Annotated in this window: 11 protein-coding genes; 4 read left to right on the plus strand and 7 right to left on the minus strand. The window is 70.8% G+C overall.

The features are described from left to right. Positions 1-21: 21 nt before the first annotated feature. The 5 genes from ftsH to dacB form a co-directional block, all read right to left on the minus strand. Positions 22-2,061, minus strand: coding sequence for an ATP-dependent zinc metalloprotease FtsH (ftsH, locus tag FB563_RS12045; protein ID WP_055708010.1), 2,040 nt, complete (start codon positions 2,059-2,061; stop codon positions 22-24). A gap of 215 nt (positions 2,062-2,276) precedes the next feature. Beyond that, positions 2,277-2,837, minus strand: a complete 561-nt coding sequence (gene hpt / locus FB563_RS12050; protein WP_031165039.1) for a hypoxanthine phosphoribosyltransferase — start codon at positions 2,835-2,837, stop codon at positions 2,277-2,279. A gap of 48 nt (positions 2,838-2,885) precedes the next feature. Beyond that, complete coding sequence (gene tilS / locus FB563_RS12055) at positions 2,886-3,965, minus strand: tRNA lysidine(34) synthetase TilS (RefSeq protein ID WP_055708009.1); 1,080 nt, start codon at positions 3,963-3,965, stop codon at positions 2,886-2,888. Between the two features lie 191 nt (positions 3,966-4,156). Continuing rightward, positions 4,157-5,290, minus strand: a complete 1,134-nt coding sequence (locus FB563_RS12060; RefSeq protein WP_079048935.1) for a zinc-dependent metalloprotease — start codon at positions 5,288-5,290, stop codon at positions 4,157-4,159. Positions 5,291-5,388: 98 nt separating this feature from the next. Next, positions 5,389-7,014, minus strand: a complete 1,626-nt coding sequence (dacB, locus tag FB563_RS12065; RefSeq protein ID WP_079048934.1) for a D-alanyl-D-alanine carboxypeptidase/D-alanyl-D-alanine endopeptidase — start codon at positions 7,012-7,014, stop codon at positions 5,389-5,391. Between the two features lie 79 nt (positions 7,015-7,093). Between dacB and FB563_RS12070 the strand changes: the two genes are divergently transcribed. After that, the gene (locus FB563_RS12070) at positions 7,094-7,585 is read left to right on the plus strand and encodes an inorganic diphosphatase (RefSeq protein ID WP_055708033.1); all 492 of its coding nucleotides are present in this window, start codon (positions 7,094-7,096) and stop codon (positions 7,583-7,585) included. A gap of 119 nt (positions 7,586-7,704) precedes the next feature. Further along, positions 7,705-9,360, plus strand: coding sequence for a threonine/serine exporter family protein (locus tag FB563_RS12075; protein ID WP_055708007.1), 1,656 nt, complete (start codon positions 7,705-7,707; stop codon positions 9,358-9,360). A 15-nt stretch (positions 9,361-9,375) separates the two neighbouring features. On the opposite strand, the gene FB563_RS12080 is transcribed toward FB563_RS12075, so the two are convergent. Next, complete coding sequence (locus FB563_RS12080; protein WP_055708006.1) at positions 9,376-10,389, minus strand: DedA family protein; 1,014 nt, start codon at positions 10,387-10,389, stop codon at positions 9,376-9,378. A 150-nt stretch (positions 10,390-10,539) separates the two neighbouring features. Between FB563_RS12080 and FB563_RS12085 the strand changes: the two genes are divergently transcribed. Beyond that, complete coding sequence (locus tag FB563_RS12085) at positions 10,540-10,905, plus strand: YbjQ family protein (protein ID WP_055708005.1); 366 nt, start codon at positions 10,540-10,542, stop codon at positions 10,903-10,905. A 28-nt stretch (positions 10,906-10,933) separates the two neighbouring features. Here the strand turns inward: FB563_RS12085 and FB563_RS12090 are convergent, their stop codons facing one another. Beyond that, positions 10,934-11,713, minus strand: a complete 780-nt coding sequence (locus FB563_RS12090) for a MerR family transcriptional regulator (RefSeq protein ID WP_199832910.1) — start codon at positions 11,711-11,713, stop codon at positions 10,934-10,936. 122 nt (positions 11,714-11,835) lie between these two features. On the opposite strand from FB563_RS12090, the gene FB563_RS12095 reads away from it, so the two are divergent. Continuing rightward, positions 11,836-13,125, plus strand: coding sequence for an ion channel protein (locus tag FB563_RS12095; protein WP_142218636.1), 1,290 nt, complete (start codon positions 11,836-11,838; stop codon positions 13,123-13,125). The last annotated feature ends 10 nt before the right edge of the window (positions 13,126-13,135 follow it).

The following is a 13,135-nucleotide window of genomic DNA, read 5'->3' on the forward strand; positions in this document are numbered from 1 at the left end:
GGCCGTTTGGCCGAAACGCGGTCAGTTCTCCGGGCGGTCCTCCGGGGTCTGGTCCGTGACCGGGGCGGATTCCGCGGCGGTGGACTTGGCCGTGCTGATGGCCGCCGTCGCGCCGTTCGCGCCGTTGGTCAGGGCCAACTCCTTAGGGGAGAGCACCGGCGGGCGGGTGGACGGGGTGCGGCGCGAAGAGCCGGTCCACGCGGGCCGCGGCGGGCGCTTGACGATCGGGGCGAAGATCTCGGCGATCTCCTCCTTGCCCAGGGTCTCCTTCTCCAGCAGGTGGAGAACGAGCTGGTCGAGCACGTCGCGGTTCTCGACCAGGATCTCCCAGGCCTCGTTGTGCGCGGTCTCGATGAGCTTCTTGACCTCTTCGTCGACCAGCGCGGCGACCTCTTCGGAGTAGTCGCGCTGGTGAGCCATCTCACGGCCGAGGAAGGGCTCGCTGTTGTCGCCGCCGAACTTGATGGCGCCGAGCCGCTCGGTCATGCCGTACTGGGTGACCATCGCGCGGGCCAGGTTGGTGGCCTTCTCGATGTCGTTCGCGGCGCCGGTGGTCGGGTCGTGGAAGACCAGTTCCTCGGCGGCGCGACCGCCCAGCATGTAGGCGAGCTGGTCGAGCATCTCGTTGCGTGTGGTCGAGTACTTGTCCTCGTCGGGCAGCACCATCGTGTAACCGAGGGCACGGCCGCGGGACAGGATCGTGATCTTGTGGACCGGGTCGGAGTTCGGGGAGGCCGCCGCGACCAGGGCGTGGCCGCCCTCGTGGTACGCGGTGATCTTCTTCTCCTTGTCCGACATGATCCGGGTCCGCTTCTGCGGGCCCGCGACCACACGGTCGATCGCCTCGTCCAGCGCACGGTTGTCGATCAGCTTCTGGTCGCCCCGGGCCGTCAGCAGCGCGGCCTCGTTGAGGACGTTCGCCAGGTCGGCGCCGGTCATGCCGGGCGTGCGACGGGCGACGGCGGCCAGGTCGACGTCGGGCGCGACCGGCTTGCCCTTCTGGTGGACCTTGAGGATCTCCAGGCGGCCCTGCAGGTCCGGCGGGTCGACCGCGATCTGGCGGTCGAAGCGGCCGGGGCGCAGCAGCGCGGGGTCGAGGATGTCGGGGCGGTTGGTGGCGGCGATGAGGATCACGCCGCCCTTGACGTCGAAGCCGTCCATCTCGACGAGCAGCTGGTTCAGGGTCTGCTCGCGCTCGTCGTGGCCACCGCCGAGGCCGGCGCCGCGGTGGCGGCCGACCGCGTCGATCTCGTCGACGAAGACGATCGCCGGGGCGTTCGCCTTGGCCTGCTCGAAGAGGTCACGGACTCGGGAGGCGCCGACACCGACGAACATCTCGACGAAGTCGGAGCCGGAGATCGAGTAGAAGGGGACGCCCGCCTCGCCGGCCACGGCACGGGCGAGCAGGGTCTTGCCGGTACCCGGGCGGCCGTAGAGCAGCACGCCCTTGGGGATCTTGGCGCCGACGGCCTGGAACTTGGCCGGCTCCTGCAGGAACTCCTTGATCTCGTGGAGTTCCTCGACGGCCTCGTCGCAGCCGGCGACGTCGGCGAAGGTCGTCTTCGGGGTGTCCTTGGTGATCAGCTTGGCCTTGGACTTCCCGAAGTTCATCACCCGGGAGCCGCCGCCCTGCATCTGGTTCATCAGGAACAGGAAGACGACCACGATCAGGACGAACGGCAGCAGCGAGAGCAGGACGCCGACGAACGGGTTCTGCTTGGACGGCGAGACCGTGTAGCCGTCCGGGATCTGCTTGTCCTGGTACTTGGTCTGCAGCTGACCGGCGATGGTCACGCCCTGGTCGCCGATGTAGCTCGCCTGGATCTTGGAGCTGCCGTCGACCTTCTGGCCGTCCTTGAGGGTGACCTTGATGGTCTGCTCGTCGCCGGTGGTGAGCTTGGCCGACTGGACCCTGTTGTCATTGATCGCCGCGACGACCTGGCCGGTGTCCACCGTCTTGTAGCCGCCGGACGAGCCGACGACCTGCATCAACACGACCACGGCAAGGACGGCCAGCACGATCCACATGACCGGCCCACGGAAGTATCGCTTCACGTCCATCCATACGGAGCGGTGCCGCCCCGTCCCTCCTGCCATAGTGAGTTTGATAAGACAGTTCTTCTGACGGTACCCCAGCGTGGTGGTCCGAAGCCGCACGAAGTCGCTTCGAGGGGCTGGGAAACCCGTCTCTGCATGCTTCAACGGCCCGGAACCCGCCGGGGTTCCCGATCGTCCTACAAGGCTTGAGCCGAGTGGCTCACACCGTCCCGGCCGGCTCAGCCGCCGTAGACGTGGGGCGCGAGCGTACCGACGAACGGCAGGTTGCGGTACTTCTCGGCGTAGTCGAGGCCGTAGCCGACGACGAACTCGTTCGGGATGTCGAAGCCGACCCACTCGACGTCGATGGCGACCTTGGCGGCGTCCGGCTTGCGCAGCAGGGTGCACACCTTGAGGGAGGCGGGCTCGCGGGAGCCGAGGTTGTTGATCAGCCAGGACAGCGTCAGGCCGGAGTCGATGATGTCCTCGACGATCAGGACGTGCTTGCCCTTGATGTCGGTGTCGAGGTCCTTGAGGATCCGCACGACACCGGAGGACTGGGTGCCCGCGCCGTAGGAGGACACGGCCATCCAGTCCATGGTGACGGGGGTGGACAGCGCCCGGGCGAGGTCCGCCATGACCATCACCGCGCCCTTGAGGACGCCGACGATGAGCAGGTCCTTGCCCGCGTACTCCGCGTCGATCTTCGCGGCCAGCTCGGCCAGCTTCGCGTCGATCTCTTCCTTGGTGATGAGCACCTGCTGGAGGTCGGCACCCATGTCTTTCGCGTCCACCCGCATCACTTTCGGTCGTCCCACCGGCCGCTCACCCCTCGTGGGGGTAAGGATTCAGCCTTGCCGAATCACCAGTCTGCCACCCTGCCGCTGGGCGACGACCTTGCCGGGGAGATTGATGGCTCCCTGGCCGCGCCAGCCGGTGATCAGGCGGTCGACTTCCTCGATGTGGCGTGCGAAGAGGGAACCGGCCGGGGCACCGGCCTCGATGGCGGCGCGGCGCAGGATGCGGCGGCGCACGGCCGGCGGGAGGGCGTAGAGCTTGGTGCACTCCAGCTGACCTGCGGCGTCGCGTACGGAGGCCTCGGCCTGGCTGGCCCAGATGTCGAGGGCGTCGGCGTCGTCGCGGGAGAGCTGGGCGGTGCGGGCGAGCGCCTCCACGACGCCTTTGCCGAGAGCCTTCTCCAGGGCGGGCAGGCCTTCGTGGCGGAGCCGGGAGCGGGTGTAGGCGGGGTCCGCGTTGTGAGGATCGTCCCAGACCGGGAGGGACTGGACCATGCAGGCCTTGCGCGCGGTCTGCCGGTCGAGCTGCAGGAAGGGGCGCCGGTAACGGCCGCCGGCCCCCGAGACCGCGGCCATGCCGGACAGGGAGCGGATACCGGAGCCGCGGGCAAGGCCGAGCAGGACGGTTTCGGCCTGGTCGTCGCGGGTGTGGCCGAGCAGGACGGCGGTGGCGCCGTGGCGTTCGGCGGCGGTGTCGAGGGCGGCGTAGCGGGCGTCGCGGGCGGCGGCCTCGGGTCCGCCGTCGCGGCCGACGGTCACGGCGACGGACTCGACGGGGTCGAGGCCGAGTTCGCGCAGGCGCTGGACGACCTCGTCGGCGCGGAGGTCGGAGCCGGGCTGGAGGCCGTGGTCGATGGTGACGCCGCCGGCGCGGATGCCGAGCTTGGGCGCTTCGAAGGCGAGGGCGGAGGCGAGGGCCATGGAGTCGGCGCCGCCGGAGCATGCGACGAGCACGAGCGGGGAGGGGGGCCGCTCGGCCGTCGGGTCCGGGTGCGTGCCGAAGGCCTGCCGGCCTGGTGCACCGGGAGCGTGCAGGCCCGGGCCGCCGGGGGTCTGGTGGTCGTTGAGGATGTCGTGGAGGACGCGGCGGACCGCCAGGCGTATCGCCGCGACCGCAGGATGGGGACCCATGTCCGGTTCCCTTCATGAAGTTTTCGGGGGGTGAGCCCGAGACGGTCACTCAGAGTGTGTAGATGGTGACAGAAGCGGGCGGTTCCCCGAGCATTGCACGCCTACGCATGGCTCACGGTCCCTCGGACGGGTGATTGAGAGGGCGTTCGCCTGCCGTCGGCCGGATTCGGTTCACGACGTGTCCATGCCGTTCACGACTCGGCCTTGCGGTGCACCCGCGCGACCCAGTCCGCCGGTTTGGCGATCTCCGCCTTGGTGGGCAGGGTGTTGGGCGAGGTCCACACCCGGTTGAAGCCGTCGGTGCCGACCTGCTCGACGACGGCCCGGACGAACCGTTCGCCGTCCCGGTACTGCCTCAGTTTGGCATCCAGACCCAGCAGCTTGCGCAGGGCGATGTCGAGGCGGGAGGCGCCCTTGGCGCGGCGCTGCTGGAACTTCTCCCGGATCTCCGCCACGGTGGGTACGACGCTGGGGCCGACGCCGTCCATGACGTAGTCGGCGTGGCCCTCCAGCAGGGACATCACGGCGGTGAGGCGGGCGAGGATCTCGCGTTGGGCGGGGGTCTGCACCAGCTCCACGAAGGAGCGGCCGCCGTCCTCCTCCTCGCCCTCGGGGCGGCCTCCGGCGAGGGACTGGGCGGCTTCCCTGATGCGCTCCAGGAAGGTCATCGGGTCGACGTCGGTCTCGGCCAAGAACGACTGGATTTCGCCCTCCAGGTGGTCGCGCAGCCAGGGCACGGCCGTGAACTGGGTGCGGTGGGTCTCCTCGTGCAGGCACACCCACAGGCGGAAGTCGTGCGGGTCGACGTCGAGTTCGCGTTCGACGTGGACGATGTTCGGTGCGACGAGGAGGAGCCGGCCGCCGCCGTTCTCGCCGGCCGGGAGGTCGCGGGTGGCGGGGGCGAAGGTCTCGTACTGGCCGAGGACGCGGGAGGACAGGAACGACAGCAGCATGCCGAGCTCGACGCCGGTGACCTTGCCGCCGACGGTGCCGAGGACCGCGCTGGTGGGGCTGCCGGCGCGCCGTTCCTGCATCTTCTCCAGCAGGGGCCGGAGGATCTCGCGGAAGCCGGCGACGTTGGCGCGGACCCAGCCGGGGCGGTCGACCACCAGGACGGGGGTGTCATGGATCTCGTCGGTGCCCATACGAGTGAAGCCCCGGACGTGTTCCTCCGAGGCCTTGGCGTGCCGGCGCAGCTCCGCGACGACGGCGCGGGCCTCGTCGCGGCTGACGTCGGGGCCCGGTCGTACGAGCCGCGTCGCGGTCGCCACCGCGAGGTTCCAGTCGACCATCCCGGGAGATGCGGTGCCACCGAAGCCAGTCATGTCGTCAACCGTACGGGAACGTTCCCACTGGGGGCAGGCCGTGTGGGGCGGGCAGGGCCGGGGTGTTGCCGGGCCGGCTCGCGAGCGGCCGGCGGGTGTCACCTGCAGCCGCACCCCGCCAGTGCCGTGGCCGTCCGGTCCAGGGCCGACTCGGCCGCCTGGGGGTCCGTCGTGCCGGAGGCCATGAAGGCGAAGGCCAGGAGGCGGCCGTCGGCGTCGACGACCGTGCCGGCGAGGGTGTTCACGCCGGTCAGGGTGCCGGTCTTGGCGCGTACGACGCCGGCCGCGCTGTCGGTGTAGCGGTCGGCCAGGGTGCCGGTGAAGCCGGCCACGGGCAGGCCGGTGAGGACGGGGCGCAGCCCGGGGCGGCCGGGGTCGCCGGCGGTGACCAGGAGGGCGGTGAGGAGGTCGGCGGTGAGCCGGTCGTCGCGGTCGAGGCCACTGCCGTCGTGGAAGGAGGCGCCCGACATCGGCAGGCCGAGCTTGGTCAGCCGGGCGGAGATGGCCCTGGCGCCGCCGTCGAAGCTGCCGGGCTGGCCGCTGGTGAGGGCCGTCTGGCGGGCCAGGGCCTCGGCGATGTCGTTGTCGCTGTTGGTCAGCATGCGCTCGACCACGTCGGACAGCGGGGGCGAGGAGACCGTGGCGAGGGTCTGCGCGCGCGTGCTGGCCTTGGAGGGGCCGGGGGGTGTGGTGGTGATGCCGGCGTCCTTCAGGAAGCCCGCGAACCTGGTCGCCGCGTCCTTCGCGGGGTCGCTCACGCGGGGCGCCGGGCCGCTGCTGGAGCCGTCGGTGCGGCCCTCGTCGGCGATCAGGGCGCTGACCGGGGCGAGGTTGTCGTTGACGCCGATGGGGTGCAGGGCGGGGCCGGAGTACAGGGTCGTGTCGTAGGAGAGCGTGACCTTGTGGATGCCGCGCCCGGCCAGGGCCTTCGCGGTGTCCGCCGCCAGGGTGCGCAGGCTGGCCCAGCTTCCCCCGCTCCCGGCTGCGCTCGAGCGGGAGGTGCCCCCGGCCTTCGGTCGGGCGGTGAGCGTGGGGTCGCCGCCGCCGACCAGGACGAGTTCGCCGGTGTCGGGTTCGAGGGCGGCGCGGGTGGTGAAGCGGTGGTCGGGGCCCAGGGCGGACAGGGCGGCGACGGCAGTGGCGATCTTGGTGGTGGAGGCGGGTGTGAGGGCCTCGTCGGCGTCGGTGCCGTACAGCCGCTTGCCGGTGGCCACGTCGACGACTGCGGCCGCGTGGGTGCCGCCGAGCGCGGAGGCGCCCAGGAGGGGCTTCAGGACGTCGGAGAGGGCTTTTCCGTCCCGTGGGGCCTCCTTGGTGCCGACGGCGCTCGTCGCGCCGTCCAGGCCCACCAGGACGGGTGCGGCACTCGGCGCGGGCCGGGGTGTGGCCGTGGTCCCGGACCGGCCGTGATCTGTGCCACCTGTCCGCTCCAGGGCGGCGGCCCGGTCCCGCTCGGCCGTACGCTGACCGTTGGCGTCCCAGGGGCCGGCCGCGGTCACCACACCGGCGGCCAGTGCCAGGCCGGCGGTGGCGGCGCCCGCGGTGTACTGCCAGGTCCTGAGGGCCGGTGACCGCGGCAGGCGCGGCGCCACGGCCCGCGTCAACCGCGCGATCCGCGGCCTCGCGGCCGCCCCGGCCCGCGCCAGACGCGGTCGTACGGCGTTCGCGATCCGCTGAACCCGCGGTCTCGCGGCCCGCCACGGCCCCAGCTCCGGCACGACCACCAGCCCCTTTCGCGATCACACACCTGCGTGAGGGACACTTAATCACCAGAACTATGTGCTGATCATGGAGGAGCCACCGGTGGAGTTCGACGTCACGATCGAGATCCCGAAGGGTTCGCGCAACAAGTACGAGGTGGACCACGAGACCGGTCGGATCCGCCTGGACCGTCGTCTCTTCACCTCGACCGCCTACCCGACCGACTACGGCTTCGTCGAGAACACCCTCGGCGAGGACGGCGACCCGCTGGACGCGCTGGTCATCCTGGACGAGCCGACCTTCCCGGGCTGCCTGATCAAGTGCCGCGCGATCGGCATGTTCCGCATGACGGACGAGGCGGGCGGCGACGACAAGCTGCTGTGCGTTCCGGCCACCGACCCGCGGGTGGAGCACCTGCGCGACATCCACCACGTGTCGGAGTTCGACCGCCTGGAGATCCAGCACTTCTTCGAGGTGTACAAGGACCTGGAGCCCGGCAAGTCGGTCGAGGGCGCCAACTGGGTGGGCCGCACCGACGCCGAGGCGGAGATCGAGCGGTCGTACAAGCGCTTCGAGGAGCAGGGCGGCCACTGAGCAGTCCTGTCCCGTTGAAACGGGCCGCACGCGTGCGTGTGCGGCCCGTTTGTATGTCCACTGCCTGTCCATGCGCATACTGAGCCGTACGGAAGGTGTCGTTCAGGGAGCGGTGCGAGGTGACGGAGGCGGAGGACCGCAAGCCCCGGTCGGACGAGGCGCGGTACGACCCGGAGATCACGTCCGAGTTCGCCATTCCGGAGGGCATCGAGGTCCCCGAGGGCGGCGGTGAGCCGGAGACCACCTCGGAGTTCGCCCTGCCGGAGGGCCTTCAGACGCCGCAGCCGCCCGGTGCCGAGCCGGAGGGGTCGGCGTTCAGCCCGCCGAAGACCTACAGCGCCCAGGACGCCCCCACGGCGTTCACCCCGGCCGCCGGGGTTCCGCTGGTCAGTCTGGTCAAGGACGCGCCCTGGCAGGACCGGATGCGCACGATGCTGCGCATGCCGGTGGCCGAGCGGCCCGCGCCCGAGCCGGTGCAGCGGGTCGAGGAGGAGGGCCCGGCCGTCCCGCGCGTGCTCGACCTGACCCTGCGTATCGGCGAGCTGCTGCTGGCCGGCGGCGAGGGCGCGGAGGACGTGGAGACCGCGATGTTCGCGGTGTGCCGCTCCTACGGCCTGGACCGCTGCGAGCCGAACGTCACCTTCACCCTGCTGTCGATCTCGCACCAGCCGTCGCTCGTGGACGACCCGGTGACGGCCTCACGGACGGTACGGCGGCGGGGCACCGACTACACCCGGCTCGCGGCCGTGTTCCGGCTGGTGGACGACCTGACCGACCCGGAGACCCATGTCTCCCTGGAGGAGGCCTACCGGCGGCTGGCGGAGATCCGCCGCAACCGGCACCCCTACCCCGGCTGGGCGCTGACCCTGGCCAGCGGGCTGCTGGCGGGTGCGGCCTCGATGCTGGTCGGCGGTGATCTGATCGTGTTCGTCGCGGCGGCCCTCGGCGCGATGCTCGGCGACCGGCTGGCCTGGCTGTGCGCCGGGCGCGGGCTGCCGGAGTTCTACCAGTTCACCGTCGCCGCGATGCCGCCCGCGGCGATCGGCGTGGCGTTCGCGCTGGCGCACGTCGACGTGAAGGCGTCCGCCGTCGTCACCGGTGGACTGTTCGCACTGCTGCCCGGGCGGGCGCTGGTGGCGGGCGTGCAGGACGGTCTGACCGGCTTCTACATCACCGCGTCGGCCCGCCTGCTGGAGGTCCTGTACTTCTTCGTGGGCATCGTCGCGGGCGTGCTGGTCGTCCTGTACTTCGGGGTGAAGGTCGGCGGCAAGCTCAACCCGGACGCGGCGCTCGTCATCAACGAACGGCCGCTGATCCAGATCGCGGCCTCCATGCTGCTGTCGCTGACCTTCGCCGTGCTGCTCCAGCAGGAGCGGTCGACCGTGCTGTGGGTGACCCTCAACGGTGGCGTGGCGTGGACGGTGTACGGCGCGATGCACTACGTCGCCGACATCTCGCCGGTGGCGTCGACCGCTGTGGCGGCGGGGCTGGTCGGTCTGTTCGGGCAGCTGCTGTCGCGGTACCGGTTCGCGTCGGCGCTGCCCTATACGACGGCGGCGATCGGGCCGCTGCTGCCCGGCTCCGCCACGTATTTCGGGTTGCTGAACATGGCCCAGAACGAGGTGAACAAGGGGCTGGTGTCGCTGGCCAACGCGGCGTCGCTGGCGATGGCCATCGCCATCGGGGTCAATCTCGGGTCGGAGGTCTTCCGGTTGTTCCTGAGGGTCGGGTCCGCCGGGAAGCGGCGGGCCGCCAAGCGGACCAGGGGGTTCTAGACGCGCCCGGGCCGGCTACTGCTGACGGTAGTCGTAGGGGTGCTGGTCCTGCCCCTCGTAGGGGTGCTGGTCCTGCCCGTACTGGTTCTGGCTGTACTGCTGCTGCGGGTACTGCTGCTGGTACTGCTGGTGGTCGTAGTACTGGTCGTTGCCGTACTCCTGGTGGGCGTAGCCCTGGTTGCCATAGCCCTGGTTGCCATGGCCCTGGTTGCCATAGCCCTGGTTGCCATGGCCCTGGTTGCCATGGCCCTGGTTGTCGTGCCCCTGGTTCCAGTACTGCTGCTCCTGCTGCCCCTGCTGCTCGTACGGCTGGTCCGGCTCTATGCGGCGCAGCTGGGTCGTGGCGGTGTCCATGGCCGGGGCCTGCTGGTACTGGGGCCGGGGTGCCGGTGCGGGCTGCGGAGCCTTCTTCTGCTTGCCGCGGGCCCGGAGGAACTCGATCGCGATCGGGACCACGGAGACGAGGACGATCAGGATGAGGATCGCCTCGATGTTGTTCTTGACGAAGCCGATGTTGCCGAGCCAGGAGCCGAGCAGGGTGACGCCCGCGCCCCACAGGCAGCCGCCGATGACGTTGAAGATCAGGAACGAGCGGTACTTCATGCCGCTGACGCCGGCGATGATCGGCGTGAACGTGCGCACGATCGGCACGAAGCGGGCCAGGACCAGGGACTTCGGGCCGTACTTCTCGAAGAACTCGTGGGCCTTGGTGACGTTCTCCTGCTTGAACAGGCGGGAATCCGGGCGGTTGAACAGGGACGGGCCGACCTTCTTGCCGAACATGTAGCCCGCCTGGTCGCCGAGGATCGCGGCGAGGCAGATCAGGCCGATCGCACCCCACAGCGGGAAGTGCATCTGGTGCGAGGTGATCAGCAGGCCGCAGGTGAACAGCAGGGAGTCGCCCGGCAGGAAGAAGCCGATGAGCAGGCCGGACTCGGCGAAGACGATGAACAGCAGACCCCAGATGCTGTACGTGTCGAGCAGATAGTTGGGGTCGAGCCAGCTCGGGCCGAGGGCGAGTGTCATCACGGGTCCGGGCTCCTGAGGGGGTGAAGGCGGCTACGGCGGCCGCCTCTTCGAGGGAGGGCCGCACAAAGCTATCAACGTGATGTGACCGCCCCAGGTTCCACGGGTGACTCCAGGATGCACTGTGGGATGACTGGGAGAAAGCTGTGCCTCATGGGACTCGATGACTACGGCGGCGGCCAGGGGCCCCAGCCGGATGTGCTGGTTGTCACGGCGAACGACGTGCCCGGTTACCGGGTGCAGCAGGTGATCGGTGAGGTCTTCGGGCTCACCGTGCGCTCGCGGCACCTCGGCAGCCAGATCGGCGCCGGGCTGAAGTCGATGATCGGCGGCGAGCTGAAGGGGCTCACCAAGACGCTGGTGCAGACCCGCAACCAGGCCATGGAGCGGCTCGTGGAGCAGGCACGCGCGCGTGGCGCGAACGGGGTGCTGGCGTTCCGGTTCGATGTGACGGAGGCCGCCGACGTGGGCACCGAGGTGTGCGCCTACGGCACGGCGGTGGTCCTGACCCGGGAGTGAACCCCGCGCACTCCCGGGCCGGGACCGGTCAGGAGGTGTGGCGGTCGGCGTTGGCGAGGATCGCGTCGCGCAGGTGTTCCGCGAGCCCGGGGCGCATGGAGTCGTAGAACGCCTTGAAGCGTTCGTCGGAGACGTACATCTCCCCGAAGCACCGGTGCATCTCGTACGGGACGTCGAAGTAGTACCTGCTGATGTGCTGCCGGTGTTCCTCGGCCAGGTCCATGGCCGCCTCGCCGGCCGGCTGCTCACCGGCGGCGACCAGGGCGGCGTACCGCTCGCCCCAGTCGTCGACCTCGGCCTGGATGCGCTTCCAGTCCTCCTTGGTGTAGGTGGCGGCGCGGCGCTGCGACTCGGCGTACGCCTCCGTGTCGCCCCAGCGCTGCTCCACCTCCTCGGCGTACTGCTCGGGGTCCTTGTCCCCGAACACCTCGAACCGCTCCTGAGGGCTGAGGTTGATGCCCATCTTGCGTGCCTCCATGGCGTGCTCCACGGCCGCGGCCATCTTCTGGAGCTTCTCGATCCGGGCGGTCAGCAGTTCGTGCTGGCGGCGCAGGTGCGCGCGCGGGTCCGCGTCCGGGTCGTCGAGCAGGACCGCGACCTCCTCGAGCGGGAAGCCGAGCTCCCGGTAGAACAGGATCTGCTGGAGCCGGTCGAGGTCGGCCTCGGTGTAGCGCCGGTGGCCGGCGTGCGTGCGCTCGCCGGGCACGAGCAGGCCGATCTCGTCGTAGTGGTGCAGGGTGCGCACCGTGACCCCGGCGAACCCGGCGACCTCTCCCACCGAGTAGCCCTGTCCCAGGGAGTAGCTCACTTCTCCGCTCCTTCGGTCGGTACGCCCTCCACGTTGAGGCCTCACGTCACGTGAGGTGCAAGCCGGTTGCCGTTCGGAACGTTCAGGATGTTAGGCGGATTTTGTCCGCTTATGGTGAGCCCGTGGCCCAGGAAACCGACGCGCCGCAGGCGCCCCCGACCGTTCCCACGGCTCCGGCGCGGGCCCTGCTGCCGTTCATCCTGCCCGGCGTGGCCGTCGGCGTGGTCTCGAGCCTGGTCTACGTCGGGGTGAGCGCGGCGGCGGAGCAGCTCCTGCACGTGCTGTGGGGGCCGCTGCCGGACGCGCTCGGGGTGGGCCGCTACTCGGTGCTGTGGATGTTCGTGATGCTGACCGCCACGGGGCTCGCGGTCGGGCTCGTGGTGTGGAAGGTGCCCGGACACGCCGGTCCCGATCCGGCCACGGTCGGCCTGAACGCGCCGGTGCTGCCGCCGCTCGTGCTGCCGGGGCTGGTGCTGGCGACCGGGCTGATGCTGGCCGGCGGCCCGAGCCTCGGCCCGGAGAACCCGATCATCGCCGTGAACGTGGGCCTCGCGGCCTGGCTCGGCACCCGCCTGATGCCCCGGGCACCCGGCAGCCTGTGGCCGGTGCTGGCGGAGGCGGCGACGATCGGTGCGCTGTTCGGCACGCCGGTGGCGGCGGCGCTGGTGATCTCCGAGGCGCTGGCCGGGCGCCCGATGCACGGCCGGCTGTGGGACAACCTGTTCGCACCGCTGACCGCCGGCGCGTGCGGGGCCGTGACGACCACCCTGCTGTTCCATCCGACCTTCGACCTGGGGCTGCCGCCTCTCGGCCACCCGGACGCGGAGGACGTGCTGGCGGCGCTCGTGATCGCCTCGGCGGCCGCGCTGCTCGGCATGTGCGCCGTGTACGCCTTCCCGTACGTCCACGAGGCCTTCCGGCGGCTGCGGCACCCGATGCTGATGCTTCCGGCCGGCGGGGTCGTACTGGGCGCCCTGGGAGCCCTGGGCGGCCATCTGACGCTCTTCAAGGGGCTGTCGGAGGTCGGCGAGCTGGCCCGGCACCCGGACGGCTGGTCGGCGGGGCAGTTCGCCGGGATGGCGGTGGTGAAGCTGGCCGCGCTGCTCGTCGCCGCGTCCTGCGGTTTCCGCGGCGGCCGTATCTTCCCGGCGGTCTTCATCGGCAGCGCCCTGGGCCTGTGCGCCCATGCGCTCGTTCCGGCCGTGGATCCGGCGCTGGGCGTGGCGACGGGTGTCCTGGGCATGCTCCTGGCGATCACCCGGCAGGGCTGGGTGAGCCTGTTCACCGCCGCCGTCCTGGTGGCCTCGCCCGCCATCATCGCCGTGCTGTGCATCGCGTCGCTGCCGGCCTGGCTGCTGGTCACCGGGCGACCACAGATGCAACTCCGGGGCGACGGCACCCCGATCCGCTGACCCCCTTCCC

Source organism: Streptomyces puniciscabiei, from assembly GCF_006715785.1.
GTDB lineage: Bacteria > Actinomycetota > Actinomycetes > Streptomycetales > Streptomycetaceae > Streptomyces > Streptomyces puniciscabiei.